The 14,264-nt window shown below is 47.5% G+C and carries 13 protein-coding genes; 4 read left to right on the forward strand and 9 right to left on the reverse strand.

The genetic code is table 11. The annotated features are described in order from the left end of the window. Window positions 1-161: 161 nt before the first annotated feature. Window positions 162-461, forward strand: coding sequence for a hypothetical protein (locus tag Q0991_RS04610; RefSeq protein WP_299485945.1), 300 nt, complete (start codon window positions 162-164; stop codon window positions 459-461). Between the two features lie 167 nt (window positions 462-628). On the opposite strand, the gene Q0991_RS04615 is transcribed toward Q0991_RS04610, so the two are convergent. Genes Q0991_RS04615 through Q0991_RS04625 form a run of 3 tightly spaced genes read right to left on the reverse strand, consistent with a single transcriptional unit; the run spans window position 629 to window position 3,527 of the window. Further along, complete coding sequence (locus tag Q0991_RS04615) at window positions 629-1,465, reverse strand: ABC transporter ATP-binding protein (RefSeq protein ID WP_299485946.1); 837 nt, start codon at window positions 1,463-1,465, stop codon at window positions 629-631. Next, on the reverse strand, window positions 1,462-2,505 hold the full coding sequence (locus Q0991_RS04620) for an iron ABC transporter permease (protein WP_299485947.1): 1,044 nt from the start codon (window positions 2,503-2,505) through the stop codon (window positions 1,462-1,464). Before Q0991_RS04620 ends, Q0991_RS04615 begins: the two co-directional genes overlap by 4 nt. After that, window positions 2,502-3,527, reverse strand: a complete 1,026-nt coding sequence (locus Q0991_RS04625; RefSeq protein ID WP_299485948.1) for an iron ABC transporter permease — start codon at window positions 3,525-3,527, stop codon at window positions 2,502-2,504. The genes Q0991_RS04620 and Q0991_RS04625 overlap by 4 nt, the downstream gene beginning before the upstream one ends. Before the next feature lie 248 nt (window positions 3,528-3,775). Between Q0991_RS04625 and Q0991_RS04630 the strand changes: the two genes are divergently transcribed. After that, the gene (locus Q0991_RS04630) at window positions 3,776-4,480 is read left to right on the forward strand and encodes a hypothetical protein (protein WP_299485949.1); all 705 of its coding nucleotides are present in this window, start codon (window positions 3,776-3,778) and stop codon (window positions 4,478-4,480) included. A gap of 36 nt (window positions 4,481-4,516) precedes the next feature. Here Q0991_RS04630 and Q0991_RS04635 read toward each other — a convergent pair whose 3' ends face one another. The 4 genes from Q0991_RS04635 to Q0991_RS04650 form a co-directional block, all read right to left on the reverse strand. Next, window positions 4,517-5,536: an iron-siderophore ABC transporter substrate-binding protein gene (locus Q0991_RS04635; protein WP_299485950.1), complete on the reverse strand. Its 1,020-nt coding sequence runs from the start codon at window positions 5,534-5,536 to the stop codon at window positions 4,517-4,519. Between the two features lie 59 nt (window positions 5,537-5,595). Continuing rightward, on the reverse strand, window positions 5,596-8,289 hold the full coding sequence (locus Q0991_RS04640; RefSeq protein WP_299485951.1) for a TonB-dependent receptor: 2,694 nt from the start codon (window positions 8,287-8,289) through the stop codon (window positions 5,596-5,598). 245 nt (window positions 8,290-8,534) lie between these two features. Continuing rightward, complete coding sequence (locus Q0991_RS04645; RefSeq protein WP_299485952.1) at window positions 8,535-9,524, reverse strand: AraC family transcriptional regulator; 990 nt, start codon at window positions 9,522-9,524, stop codon at window positions 8,535-8,537. A 101-nt stretch (window positions 9,525-9,625) separates the two neighbouring features. Then, complete coding sequence (locus tag Q0991_RS04650) at window positions 9,626-10,726, reverse strand: sucrase ferredoxin (protein ID WP_299485953.1); 1,101 nt, start codon at window positions 10,724-10,726, stop codon at window positions 9,626-9,628. Between the two features lie 338 nt (window positions 10,727-11,064). Between Q0991_RS04650 and Q0991_RS04655 the strand changes: the two genes are divergently transcribed. Together Q0991_RS04655 and Q0991_RS04660 are read left to right on the forward strand one after the other, a co-directional pair. Continuing rightward, the gene (locus Q0991_RS04655) at window positions 11,065-11,352 is read left to right on the forward strand and encodes a GNAT family N-acetyltransferase (RefSeq protein WP_299485957.1); all 288 of its coding nucleotides are present in this window, start codon (window positions 11,065-11,067) and stop codon (window positions 11,350-11,352) included. 63 nt (window positions 11,353-11,415) lie between these two features. Then, complete coding sequence (locus tag Q0991_RS04660) at window positions 11,416-11,862, forward strand: GNAT family N-acetyltransferase (RefSeq protein WP_299485954.1); 447 nt, start codon at window positions 11,416-11,418, stop codon at window positions 11,860-11,862. 35 nt (window positions 11,863-11,897) lie between these two features. Here the strand turns inward: Q0991_RS04660 and Q0991_RS04665 are convergent, their stop codons facing one another. After that, a complete protein-coding gene (locus Q0991_RS04665) occupies window positions 11,898-13,163 on the reverse strand; it encodes an MFS transporter (protein ID WP_299485955.1) in 1,266 nt (421 codons plus the stop codon). Window positions 13,164-13,353: 190 nt separating this feature from the next. Beyond that, a complete protein-coding gene (locus Q0991_RS04670) occupies window positions 13,354-14,028 on the reverse strand; it encodes a class I SAM-dependent methyltransferase (protein ID WP_299485956.1) in 675 nt (224 codons plus the stop codon). Between the last annotated feature and the right edge of the window lie 236 nt (window positions 14,029-14,264).

Consider the following 14,264-nt stretch of genomic DNA (forward strand, 5'->3'; position numbering starts at 1 on the left):
TAGCTCAACGAGAATGGGAGTCCCATCGTCGTCGGCAGTCAGGTCTTTTTGTGTTTCTAGTCTATTGGGGCAGGCTGAAGCGTGGAGGTTGTTTTTTAAGGAGAAAACTTTAGCTTGGTTGGAGGCAATCGCTCCCTCGCATCCAGATAACCCAAGATGAGTTGAGGGCAATTTATTTAGGGCTTACTGAAAAAGTAAGCCCTAATTATGCTCGTCAGGTATTGCCTCTTTCTGAAGGTACTCAGATTGTGGAGATGAAGGCAAGATATCAAAAAGCAAAGGTTAACCTTGCAATAGCCAACGCAAAACTTCAAAATACCCAGCAACAGAGGGCAATGAGGCACAATACCATTGCTCAGCAAGCGGATTCATCAAGACAACTTTCAGATAATGAGATGAAACTGGCCTCTTTTGGTGTGGTGCGAGCACCTTGTAATGGCACCATTAAATCTATTAAATAAACAAATAAGTGATTATCACCAACCCGTGATTAAAAAGTTGACTTGAAATTTATTTACTGCTGAATACTGAAATGCCTTGACAGAGTGTTATGACGCTCTTCCCTAACCACATGCAATTGCAAGATGGGGAGACAAAATTTAACCGTAATCACCCTCTAACTTTGGTGCTAAGCATTCTGTTGCTGGGAGTTTGTGGTGACGGCTACTTTTCGCCCAATTGGAATACATAAAGGAGTACCCGCTACTGGATCACGGATAACCCGACTCTCTACACCAAACACTTCTTTTACCATTTTTTGCACCATAACCTGGGCAGGATGGCCTTGATCATAGATATTTCCCTGTTTTATAACCACTAAATAATCGCCATAACGGCAAGCCTGATTGAGATCATGAAGTACCATGACAATCGTCCGCTGCTGTTGCAAATTGAGGTCATAAAGCAAATCTAAGACTTCTATTTGATGAGCTAAATCAAGATAGGTGGTCGGTTCATCCAGCAGTAATATATCTGTATCTTGAGCTAAGGTCATAGCAATCCAGGCCCGCTGGCGCTGGCCACCGGATAGGTTATCCAGAGCGCAATGGGCAAACTCCTGCATTTGCGTTATCGATAAGGCCCAGTCCACCTGCTTCTCATCTTCGTGGGACCATTGCTGCAGCCATCCCTGATGCGGATAGCGACCTTGGGCCACTAGATCTCTAACAGTCAATCCTTCTGGGGCGGTGGGGCCTTGGGGCAGCAACCCTAATCGTTTGGCAATGGCTTTGGTGGAGAGTTTGGCAATGGACTCACTCCCCAGATACACCACACCCTGTTTGGGCTTGAGTAACCGCCCCAATCCCTTCAACAACGTCGATTTACCGCAGCCATTGGGTCCGACCAAGATGGTGATTTTTCCGGTGGGAATCGCTAGGTCAAGGGACTCAATCACCACTTTGCCTTCATAGGCGAGGGTGAGTTTCCGAGTTGTGAGAGCGTAGGCAGGACTTTCAGAGATCATGAGTTGCGATCGCGAATCAATACATACAAAAAATAAGGTGCTCCCACAATGGCCGTAATAATCCCACAGGGCAGTTCAATGGGAGCAAAGAGTAAACGACCCAGTAGATCCGCCACCACTACGACAAAGCCCCCAGTTAAGGCCGCCACCGGCAGTAATCCTTCATGGGAGGGGCCAACGAGCTGCCGTCCCAGATGAGGTGCCATTAATCCCACAAAGCCAATACTGCCTGCTGTGGCGACCGAAGATCCCGCCAGGGCTACGCTACTTAACAACAGTAGACTGCGTTGGAGTTCTAAACGACTGCCTAAACTACGAGCCACTTCATCGCCGAGCTGGAGGGCATTGAGTTCCCGACTCATCAATAGACTCAGCAGCCCAAACCCAGATAGCCAGGGCAGAAATACTGTCAACTGCTCCCAACTGCGGCCATAGACGCTACCGGCTAGCCAGACCAAAGCTTGGCTGACGTTGTAGATATTGCCAAAAGTCACCATTAGGTTCGTTAAAGATCCGGCAATCAGGCTGCATCCCACGCCGACTAAAATCAATCGAACGGGGGAACTACCACCCTGCCAAGCCAGTAGGTAAATTAGCACTGCCACCGTCAGCGCTCCACCGAACGCAGCCCAGGGAATCAGGGCAATCGGTAAGTCAGGATAGAGCACAATTAAGGTGACGGCAGCTAAAGAGGCCCCAGCATTAACTCCAATAATGCCGGGCGATGCCAACGGATTGCGGGTGATACCTTGTGTGATCGTGCCTGCGATCGCGAGCCCCATACCCACCCCCCAAGCCACCAAGGTTCTCGGTAGACGCAGGGTCATAACAATAAAGTCAAAGTCTGGATTATTCGTTTCTAACCCTAAGGCCGTTTTAATCACATCTAAGGGTGGCACAGGATATTCTCCTTGCCCCACACTGAGAACCATAGCTACTAGCGTTGCCAGGATCAGGCATAACAGAATACTGGGCACCCGTCGGTCCAAATGAAACGAGATCGGAACCTGCGGGGGACGAACCACTAACCATTGCTTCATCGTCGCACCTGCCAGCGGGTCAGATAGATAAAGAAGGGGGCTCCCAACAAGGGCATGACTAACCCCACGGGCAGCTCTTGGGGCTGAATCACTAACCGTGCTCCAATATCAGCGATCAGCAATAGGATTGCTCCGACAATGGCGGCATAGGGCAAAATCCAGCGATAATCGACCCCCACCCAGAATCGAACGATATGGGGAACGATCAGGCCCACAAACCCGATCGGACCTGAGATCGCAACGGATCCACCCGCCAGCAAAATAATGCTCACTGCCGCAGCTATCTTTACCCAGGCTGTTTTCTGGCCTAAGCCTTGAGCAATATCTTCACCCAAACTCAGGGTGGTCAGTTGTTTGCCCATTAACAGGGCCATGACCATTCCTACTGCCAAATAAGGCAAGACCTGGACCACTAAGTCTAAATCACGGCCTGCCACCGACCCCGCTAGCCAAAACCGAATTTCTTCTAAGGTTTGCTGACTCAAGATCAGAATCCCCGTAGTCAGGGAAGATACTAATGCCTGAAATGCAGCCCCAGCAATTGTCAAATTCAGAGGTGTCAGTCCACCCTGTCCCAAGGAACCGAGAGCATAGACCGTGATAGCTGCGATCGCAGCGCCTAGAAGAGCGAACCCTGCATACACCTTAAGGGAGGTGGAGCCTAACCAAAATACTGACCCGACGACAGCTAAAGCAGCCCCCGCATTAATCCCTAAAATACCGGGGTCAGCCAGGGGATTGCGCGTCAGTCCTTGCATGATCGCCCCTGCCACCGCAACGGCACTTCCCACCAACAAGGCGGTAATGGAGCGAGGCATTCTAACGGTCCGAATAATCAATTGATCTGTTGACCCATCGAAAGCCGTCAAGGCCAGATAAACCGTTTTGGGATTGATATCAGCCACCCCCAATCCCACACTGGCCATAAAACAAATCAATAGCAACCCTAGCCCCAAGATCAGACCTAATCCTAAAGGGACAGGGGGCTGGAGCAACTGGCGCCGAACAGGAACGGTAGACACTTGAAAATTATTGATAAGAATTCTTATTTAAGAGTATATGAATATGCATAGAAATTATATGCATGATTCAGAAAAAAAGCTTACTAGAAAAGGATTTTGGAGCTTTAAGAGCTTCATGTCTGTATATTATAAAATCAATAGTATTCGTCCAAATTTAACGTAATATAAGAATAATTTTAATCAATTTAGCCAAAAAATAAGCTGTAATACTTCCTTGAGCTAATGATGTAGACCTATGTAAAACAGCGATGTCAAATATCTATCGTGGGATTGTGATTCCTGGGCAGACGGGCCTCAGCGGCTGCAATAAGCAATGGTGCTTTGAATCGGTGAAAACCTACTTCCGATGGGGGCAACGTAAATTCGGACTACGGGTTTACTATCCCCATTGGCTCCAGGGGCGACAATACCAGCTTGACATCGTCAACTGGGTGAATCAGTACTACCCCGTCTATACCTACCTGTATTGTTGCCAAGATGGCAGTGCCTTCACTGACCCTGCGTCATGGACGGGAGAGTATCCTGACGTTGATGAAGATGAAAAGCGTAAACTCATTCAGCTCAGAACGTTTACTAAAACCAAACAAGGTTTTTATTTGGGAACCGTGAAGGACGCCTATGAGCTTCTACAACAAGGCATTACCCACTGTGAACCCCATGACTACGATACTGGCCTATTTCCCGAATCCCTACAGATGACCAAAGTCTGTTCCATTGGTTCTGATGGAGAGCGATGGGCTGCGTTCACTCATTATGGCTTTCAATGGGTAGATATTGGGCATGTGGTTCAAGCTGGCGATCCTGGAACTGCTACTCAGACATATCCGACCGTGATGCAGAAATTTACAGAAAAAAATTCTCCCGCTCTTCCAGTGGGATTTAAAGTTAAAAATGTTCTAGATTCCAAGCGAGTCGCCATAGTCATTGCTCGGAGTATGAGTGACTCGACCTAAAAAACAGCATCAACTATAGGTGACTACTCGGGTAATTTAGATAGCGAATATCCGAGCAATATCGTCTAGGATTTGGTTGGCTGCCTGAACATTACGACCTGCTGTCCACACTTCACCATTGACTTCATAAATTTTCTTGTTCTGCACAGCACTCAATTTTGACCAAAGCGGATCAGACACAAAGCCGTCATAGTCGAAGCTGCCTGATATCTGAGGATTATGGATTAATAAGAGCAGATCGCCATTCAAGCTATCTAAATCTTCTCGGGCAATTTGAACAGCATATCCTTTGGCATTCTTTTGTTTCGAGGGCCGATCAAATCCTATATCTTCCAGCACTGAGCCTGAAAAGCTGTTCGACGTGTATAAGCCAATCCGGCCTTGACCTGTAGCAACCACTGAAACAACGGTTTGATCAACATCTTCTAACTGCTGCTGTAGAGCTTTGACCCGTAGCTGATAGTCTGTCAAGACCTGCTGTCCTTCCGACTCCTTATTTAAGGCTTTGGCAAATAAGCGGAAATTGTCTTGCCATTCTCCATCTCTGCCACTTCCTTCAGTTAAAACCGTTGGTGCAATTCGGTCTAAATGTTTGTATATTTTGCCGGAGCTGATCTTACTGCCTAAGATTAAATCGGGTTTCAGGCTAAGGATAGTTTCTAAATTCGGTTGAGTACCTTCTCCTACGGGTGCGATGCCTTCTGTTTGGTCTCCCAAATAGGTAGGGAATTGATTATAAATCACGGAACCAATAGGTTTGACACCTAATGCTAAAGCGGCATCTAATGCCGCTGTATCTACTGCAATCACTCGTTGAGCTTGTATAGGAACTTGGCTGGTTCCCATCGCATGTTCTATGGATAAAAAAGTGCCTTTAGCGAGTGGAGAGCGCTGTTGAGGAAGGTTTGGTAACGGATCCGAGGCACAACTCATCAACAGACTCAGGAGCAGGCAGGCAGAAACGCTGAGCCAGAGAAACCGTCGGAACCCAGATATACGTAGCCGACGAATTCCGATTGCAAGGCTTGTCGCTAGCACTAGCCATAGTAGCAACATGATGATGAACTCCCACCAAACTGAAAATCTAAGAAACTAGGTGCTGGTTTGAACTTGGCCTAAAACTCAAAACTATAGCGAATGCTATAGGTCCGGCCTTGACCGGGGAAACGGCGCAGCTCTTGAATACCCAGACGTTCTTGGGAACTCACGGGTACATATTGGGTATCAAAGACATTTTGGATAGCGAGCTGCAGTTTCCCTGGCCCTAAGTTGACCGTACTGAAGACATCGAACACCGTGTAACCTTCGACTCGAAACTGATCGATTGCGTCATTAAAGGCACGATCTCGTCCCCCGACAAACAACGCTTGAATTCGGTTGCGCCAACCAGGTAGGGTCTCATTCTCAACATAGACCGTTGCGTGAATGGGCTGGACATCCAGGGAGCTAAGGGCTGTAAAGACACCATCATCGTCTGGATCCGATTCGCCCTCATTCCAAGTAAAGACTGTCCCTAGTTTCCATGTATCGCTGGGTTGCCAATCCGCAGTGAATTCAACGCCATAGTTCCGTTGTGGAGCCCGCACAATAGAGGTTAGCCCCACATTATCAACGACTAGGGAAGAACCAAGAGAGGAGGTACTCAAAAAGCCCGCTAGACTGAGCTGAACCTTATCAAAGTTGGCTTTTACCCCCAGCTCATAGTTATTGACTTTCTGAGGTTCTAAATTGAGGCTGTCAACCACGCTATTGCCAAATCGAGCTAGCCCTAGGGTTACCCCAACACCAGGAATCGAAAATCCTTGAGCAAAGTTGGCATAGATGCTAACTTCTTCAGTCGCTTTAAACACTGCACCGGCATTAAAAACCACGTCATCGGTCGTGATTACTCCGCCTTGGATTTGTGCCGGTGGCGCAATCCCAAAATTCGCAAAGGGGCTAGCAGCATAGTCATCGACGGACAAGCGAATATTTTCATATCGAATCCCTCCGGTGAGGGATAGCTGATCCACCACATCCCAGGTTAACTGGGAAAAAGCACCGATGCTGCGTATGGTATAAAACGGGGATTGAGTGGCCGTATCGATGATGCGGCCACGGCGGTTGAGATCAAAATCGACTGGATCTAGGGAATTGAAAAACTGCTCATTCTCTTCATAGGAAAGATCCGCACCCCAAAGAATCTTGAAGCGATCTGTAATAGGGGTATCGAGCTGAAATCGTCCACCGACCTCTAAAGAATCTAAATTAGTTTGAGAAATGACAGGCAAAAATGGGGGTGTCCCCATGGGAAAGAGATTACGAATATCACCTGGAATTTGGGTTAGATCAGTTTTCCGAAAGTAAGCCTGAGTCCGTAATTCAGCACCTAATAAGTCTTGATGGCGATAGGTCAAATTGACATTATGGATAGTCTGGGATGGGCTGTCATCAAAGGTAAACGGTCCCACTCTCAAGGCTTCAGCATCTTGCTCCCCTGGGATGCCTAAAACAATCGGATCGGAAATGAAATCGCTAGCAAAATCGTTTTGAAAGAAGTTATAGGAGAGTTGTAGGCGCTGATCCTCAGTGATATCAACCCCCGCTTTTGTAAACAGGTTAAAGGTGTTGTTGTCTGTGGTTAAGCCATCGGGCGGAATACGATCTCCTTCTCCATCAAAGATGGCACCATCTAGGTCAAAGGCTGCTCCAACTAGAAAATCGAATTTTCCTTGCTTGCCTGACAGACTGGCATCCACTTTGAAGCCAAAGCCATTCTCAGATAAATGTTCAAAATCGGGACGAAGGGTGAGTCCTAATTGCCCTTGAACCCCTTCTTCGACTGGGGCACGAGTCAGAATATTAATAACCCCGCCAGTTGCACCATCTCCAAAGACTGCGCTAGGTCCCCTGACCACTTCAATCCGTTCAATAACCGATGGATCAATGGCGGACAACTCTGTGTCAAAAGAGGCATTACCAGTTTGGGGGATACCATCAATCAAGATTTGAGCAGGGCGACCTCTCAAATCTTGAACACGGGTTCGACCATTCGCTGTTGGTGGTCCAAAGCCGGGCACAAATTTACCCAGGGTTGAAGTCAGGCCATTCCTTAACAGGGCTTCTTGCTCTATCTGTTCGCGAGTAATGATGGTGACAGCACGGGGGACATCTGCGAGGGGCTCTTCTGTCCGAGTGGCTGTGACGACAATTTCTAAATCATCTTCTTCACCCTCAGCTGCGGGAGTATCCGCAGGTGGAGTCTCTAGGGGTTCTTCCGCCTCAGCTAACGCCTGGGTATTGATACTGAAAACGAGGGTCTGAGAATCGGGTTGAATTTGGTGACTTAATTCTGTCTGATCACCAATTACGGTCACCCGCACGCGATTGACATCAACAGGCATGACAGAGACTGAGCGTATACCTGGGCTTGGGTTGTCTGCTTCAAAGGTTTGCCCAGTGGGTAAATTGAGTAGGGCATTCTCAATATCAGCGATAAAGGTGGCCCCATCACCAGAAGGAGTCACCTGCAAGGTATCACCGTTAGCAACCGTCAGCACAATATTGACCCCGCCCACTGTAGGCTCAAGGGTCACCTGCGTAATTTCGGCAATGGGCAGAGGCTCTACTTGGGCAACACGATATTCGGACTTATTTGGATATAGAACGATAGGTTCAACTTTACGGATCCTACGAACCCTCTGGTCAGAGATAATCTGGAAAGGGTTTGACAGAGGCTGAGCTGCTTGGGCCGCACCCAGTGTTCCTAGGGATGTCCCCAGAGCACCCAAACAGATATAAATGATGTTTAATGACGGTCCAGTATTCATTCCCTACACGGTTGCAGACGGCAAATGGCAAAGGCTCTTGAATATCCATGACCCACGTTCAACGGTGGGCTGGCTAGATAGTTATTAAGAATTCTTCTCAATATAAATCACTAGAGTGGGATGTCGCTTTTTACACAATGCTGTCTTGCAAACGGACTTTTTCTGTCTGATAGCAGGACTATTTTTTAGAAGTCAAAAAATAATGGTGTTGATAGTTGCCCTATCAGAGTTAATGTGGGACGTCGTTAGGGACGATACGTATTAGGGCTCACCTTAAACTGCTTGGTAAAGGCGGCGACAAAGGCAGTTCGACTGGCATAACCCACGGCATGGGCAGTTTCGGTCACATTCCATTGCCCAGAAGTGAGCAGCTGGCGGGCTTTGTCCATGCGGTATTGGTACAAGTAGTTAAATACAGACGTGCCAAAAACATCACGAAAGCCTTGCTTGAGTTTGCGATCGTTAATACCCACTTGACGGGCTAATTCCATTAAGGATGGAGGGTTTAAATAGTTCTGAATCAAGATGTAGCGGGCTTTGTGGATCTGTTCAACATCAGTGGGATGAAGGCAGGCTGGTAGCGAAGCCTGGGGCGTGATGATTGCTTCCAACTGCAAGCCCAGAAGTTCAAGGGCTTTACCCGCCAGATAAATATTTCTGGCAACCCCTTGAAAGGAGCAAGTCGCCAGTTGTTCAAGCACTAAGTGCATTCTGGGGGTTGTCGGATTTTCACAGTACAGCGGACAGGGAGTGTGAATGGGATTGCTTAAATTCGAGGATTGGGTCGCGAGTTGTTGGAGATTAAGCTGCGGAAAATGGTCTAAGTCAAAATACAGTTTTAAACAACAGATCCGCTGATTGGCTTGATATTCCTCAATTTCAGCAGTTTGAGGTAAATGGTACAAATAGTTATTCCCAGCTCGTTCAGTCTGGGGGGTAGGCAAAGCTTCATTGGTGACAACGGCCTGACCCGATAAGTAAAAACTAGCGGTCAAGGGCATCTGAGGGGAATGTAACTGAATGCGGTTGACATGGTTGTAGTTCAGCTCAACATCTGCAATATCTAAGATGAGCCCTGGCTGCAAGAGATGTCTTCGGATATATCCACTGCCAAACTGGGCTGGGAGGGCAATACATTGTTCATCTTGGTCGGTATTGAGAAGGGTAGAGGCGTCACTATTATTCTGTAGAAAAGCAATAATATCGGCATTGGTGAGGGTTTTAGGCATACCCATTGCAGAGGCTTTATCAGAGTGTCTACACTCAAGTCTAATGTAATAAGAATAATTCCTATTTATCAAAATAGATGTTGGGCCTGATGCTGCGAATTCAGGCGTTAAGTGTCGTACCGCACAACTTGTGTAACTTCATATTGCCAATGGTCCTGGAGGGTCAGGGTGTCGTCAGGTTTTGCGGCTGATTTCACTGCCGTTTTAACCCTGCCCTTGGTCGCTAGCCGGACCCGATAACAACTGATTTGTGTGGCTTCAGGCAAGACAAATTGGAGGTTCACTTCAACCCAATCGGCTTCTTGTGTCCATTGTTCCAACCACATCTGCAACAGGTTTAAGGGAATCAACTGCAGTAACGGATATAAAAACTGCTTGATCCCTTTCAGACCTTTCTTTGTGGTCCGTCCTGCTTTGGGATAGTCTAACCAAGCCCATCCTTCTCTCTGCCAGATTTCTCCTTCCGCCATCTGTTCAAATTTCTGTAAGCCAGACCAACCCCGATAATAGGGGCGCAGGCTGGACACCTCTCCTTGACGATCTATGAGTGTGGACAAGATGGCTGGCTCAAGATGTCCCCAGAATTGTCCTGTGGGCAAATCTAGCAAGGTCGGGGCAAACTGATGGCCGCCAAAATGAGTGGCTTGCCAGACTCTGAGAGAACTAGGATGGTGGCCATAATCTTGCCTGAGTTGGCGATAAATGGGGGTTCCATACCGACCACAGGCTAAGTCCACTTGAGTATGGGTACAGACCAATAGCTCCCGAATCTCACTGGTATCTCGCTGATACTTTCGGTAATGTTCAAAATGATTGGGTTGCTTTAGTAAGGATTTCAACAAGGCCATGGTGAAGTTGAGCCCTTCGACTTCGGGGATGAGAAATTCCTGCTTGGCAAACTGAGCACTGGGGCGATAATAGTAGAGAACCCGTGTCCAGCCTGTTTGGGAATAGTCGCGATCGGTTGCGATCGCAATCGGTCTGATTAAGATTCCTCTGCGAAAAATCAATTTCTTGAATAAAGGAATCAAGGGTTGAACTTGAGGATTTTCAATTAGTGAATGGGACCAGGGCTGTTTCATCTCAGTAATCAGCCAGTGGTCAGCTTTTGCCGCTGTACCGAGGGGATCGACACCATTCGCTTTAGCAATATCTGCACAATAGCGACAATTTATCAGTTGCTGGTCCATTGATAGGTAGTCCACCACAGGTATGGATCTAGATGCTTTAATCGAGTAGAAACTGCAATATCAAAGTCACATTGCTAGCTGTAGCTTTGTTAAAGTTGTCAAAAATGGGCGTTCAACAATAGCAGTTCTTACATCATTGTTGATAATTAATATAGATACTATTTGGATAACATCCTAATTTCGGAATTATCATGCCTTGTCCGTTTCATCTATCGTTAGGCAGCTAAGTGGTGGAAATACGTCACGAAATATTGTTCGCCGAAAATTCAGACATCGACCCTGAAGAACTCAACGCTCTATTTCGGCTAGTCGGTTGGGATAATCAAAACCGGCGCACTGTATCCGAGACCAGAGTGATGCTGGATGCAACTCACTTCTATGTCCATGCTCATGTAAACAGGAAGCTCGTGGGTTTCGCCCGTGTATGCGGTGACCCATATGTCGCCCAAGTGCTCGATGTCATTACTCACCCCGAGTATCGATATCACGGCATTGCAACTGAATGTATGCACCGAATTGCGTCTTTTCTCAGTCAATCCAATTATGTCACCGTCACCCTGCTGGATGACTCTGGTATTCCGTGTTTTTATGAGCGTTTTGGGTTCCGAGGGATAGGTGAAGCGCCTATGAAATGGTGTTCGTAGCATTACCATAATTGCCACGAATATTTCACGATTACTATACAGTACGCATCAGGTAGGTCATCTATGAAAGCTGTCAGTGTTGAGGCTGCTCCATTGGCAGCGAAGCCGCAAATTGGATCGATGCTTTCAGCATATCTTGCTGAATTGGGTGTGGGTGAACCGTATCAATATTTCCACCAATACTGGGTTGAGCCTGGTCACCGCTATCCATTCTTGATCCGGCATCACTCAGGTCTTGCTGGTTTTGCCTTGGTTCGCCATGTTGAACGATTCGAGATGGCAGAATTTTACATTGTGCCTGGATTCAGACGGGCTGGAATTGGTCGATTTGCAGTAGAAGAACTCGTTAGGAAATTCACAGGTTTGTGGGTCATTCGCGCATTCCCTGGCAATGAAAGAGCGTTGTTATTTTGGAGGTCGGCTTTGAGGAGTCATTGCATTAAGCATTTGGTGGAAGGTTCAGAAGGTGAGCGCGTAGTGTTCACGTTTGAATCACTCGGGGCACGTTGATGGCTGATCAGGTCATTGATAGTTCCGGAGTGAGCTCAGGTGATTTCTACCCATCTCAATTGCCGAATACTATATCCACCGACGGCAATCAGCATCCCGCAGGTGGCAAAAATGGAAACCTGTAGTGCCATACCTGCTCCTAGTCCTGTCCCAAAAATTGGGCCAAAGAGATCTGCTAATATCCCGCCCGGCTGCATGGCTGGCTCAAAGAATTGATCGGCTAATGGACCTGAGATTAAATATCCGATCGGACTACTCAACTGAGTTAAAAAAAAGCGAGTGGCAAACACACGCCCTTGCACCTCTGGTTCCACCTTCGACATCCAAATGGTTTGATTTGCACTGATAGGAAATGGAGAGCAGAATCCAGAAAACAGGGCCGTGCCAATTTTAGTAACAGTTTGTTGAGCCAGGGCTAGGACAATAATACCAACCTTCCAGAAGGCGCTGGCCATCAGAACACTGTGAATCCGGCGCTGAGGACCGCCCCAAATGCTCAGGGTCAGTCCGCCTAGGAGACCACCCAAACCAAAGAAAGCGAATAAGGTCCCCCACACGAGTGAATCATTGCCACTCCGAGCCAGTACCATCGCAGGAAGAATTGCGAATGTTGCACTATCAACGAAGTTATTGATCACCCAAAAGCTCAGCAAAGCCATTAGGCTAGGCCGACCCCAAAGATACTGAAAGCCAAAAGTCAGCGTTTGCCAAGGCGGCAGCTCATTGGATGGTGATGATTCTGGAGTCTGGGAAATATGAACTATTCCCAGACTAGCGATAGCAACAAAAAAGGTGGTGATATCAATGGCGAGAATGCCTGGGAACCCAATGTTGGCATAAAGAGCACCCGCTAAAATGGGTGCCAGGATAAAGGTGCCCGACGCCTTCACAGAACCTAAAGCCGTAACCCGGCCATAGTGCTGCTTAGGAACAATCAATGTTAGGGAAGCTGTATAGGCTAAGCCCTGAATATAGCCAAATAATCCGTTAATTGCGCCAGTGATATAGAGATGCCAAACCTGTAAATGATCGGAAAGAAAGAGAGCTAATAATGCCAGGGTGGAACATCCTGCGACACAGTCACCGAGTAACATTAAATATTTGCGAGAATAGCGATCGACCCAAATCCCGGCAAAGGGCGCTATTAGTAGTTTAGGTATTTGGGTGAAAAGCATAATGAGGGAAAGTGGCGTAGCTCGTCCAGTGGTTTCCCAGGCCCAAAGCGTGGTTGCAAAGTTGGTCAGTTCTGAGCCTAGAAGAGAGGCAAATTGCCCTAGCCAGATAATAAGAAAGGTATGCAAAGGGGAAGCTCCTGATCACAGGCTCAGATTGTTACTCAATGACGATGGCAAGCTGAACTAGCTTAAAAGGGGTTAGGGTTTACTCACTAGAGATTTTGAGCCGGAAACACAGTCTTTTTGCGCCCCAAACGCATTTTGTGTGGAGTTGCCTTAGTGAAGTGCCTGGAATTCAGACCAGCGTTAGTTATATCTACCGCTTACGAGCCAAGGTTATCCCATCTGCAATACCTAAGGTGCTGATATCGACACGCTTATCATGATGCAGACACTCATTGAGTGCTCGAATAGCTCTAGTATTGTGGTTTTGCATCATGGGTTGAGCGACTTTGCCTCCCCAAAGCACATTGTCAATGATGATCAGCCCTCCAGATCTCAGAAGTTGTAAACATTGCTCATAATAAGTTGGGTAATTTTGCTTATCCGCATCAATAAACGCAAAATCAAAGGTGCCGTTCTGGCCCGATGCGATTAACTGCTGAAGGGTTTCGGTCGCGGGAGCAATTCTCAGATCAATTTTGTCGGCTAGACCAGCCTGCTGCCAGTATCGACGGGCCACTGCTGCTGTCTTTTCGTTCACATCGCAGGTAATGATCCGACCATCGATTGGCAATGCTAGAGCCAACCACAGGGTGCTATAGCCGGTAAAGGTGCCAATCTCAATTCCGTTCTTGGCCCCCATGAGTTGGATTAGCAGCGCCATTAACTGCCCTTGGTCGGGGGCAATTTGCATCATTCCGTCACGACGTTTTGCGGTTTCCTGTCGCAGTTGGTTAAGCAGCTGGGATTCTCGTAAGGAGATGGATAGCAGGTAGTGGTAAAGAGTATCGCTGAGGCCAATGTTTTTATGATTTCTGCGCTTCCACATGCTTTCTAGTTTGGGGTGTGAGTAACTGCTGCTTGAGTTCGTTTAGATACAGCTCGGTCCCGATGGGTCCGGGTAAACCTAAACACAGATAGGCAGGGACAAAGTAGACTCGTCCGGATTTACTGGCCTTTAGAGATTGTCAATACCTTCGCCAAACGGTTAAAGATTTTCAGATGCTTGTCTAGGGTGTATCGCGCCTAAGTTGGCAACCTTGGCAATAATCTGTGCCCAAGAAA

This window comes from Acaryochloris sp. IP29b_bin.137 (assembly GCF_028285745.1).
Taxonomy (GTDB): Bacteria; Cyanobacteriota; Cyanobacteriia; order Thermosynechococcales; family Thermosynechococcaceae; genus Acaryochloris.

Coding starts and splice junctions, on each gene's coding strand:
- Q0991_RS04615 (WP_299485946.1), bottom strand. CDS start 1,465: ATGATCTCTGAAAGTCCTGCCTACGCTCTCACAACTCGGAAACTCACC.
- Q0991_RS04620 (WP_299485947.1), bottom strand. CDS start 2,505: ATGAAGCAATGGTTAGTGGTTCGTCCCCCGCAGGTTCCGATCTCGTTT.
- Q0991_RS04630 (WP_299485949.1), top strand. CDS start 3,776: ATGTCAAATATCTATCGTGGGATTGTGATTCCTGGGCAGACGGGCCTC.
- Q0991_RS04635 (WP_299485950.1), bottom strand. CDS start 5,536: ATGTTGCTACTATGGCTAGTGCTAGCGACAAGCCTTGCAATCGGAATT.
- Q0991_RS04640 (WP_299485951.1), bottom strand. CDS start 8,289: ATGAATACTGGACCGTCATTAAACATCATTTATATCTGTTTGGGTGCT.
- Q0991_RS04645 (WP_299485952.1), bottom strand. CDS start 9,524: ATGGGTATGCCTAAAACCCTCACCAATGCCGATATTATTGCTTTTCTA.
- Q0991_RS04655 (WP_299485957.1), top strand. CDS start 11,065: ATGCTGGATGCAACTCACTTCTATGTCCATGCTCATGTAAACAGGAAG.
- Q0991_RS04660 (WP_299485954.1), top strand. CDS start 11,416: ATGAAAGCTGTCAGTGTTGAGGCTGCTCCATTGGCAGCGAAGCCGCAA.
- Q0991_RS04670 (WP_299485956.1), bottom strand. CDS start 14,028: ATGTGGAAGCGCAGAAATCATAAAAACATTGGCCTCAGCGATACTCTT.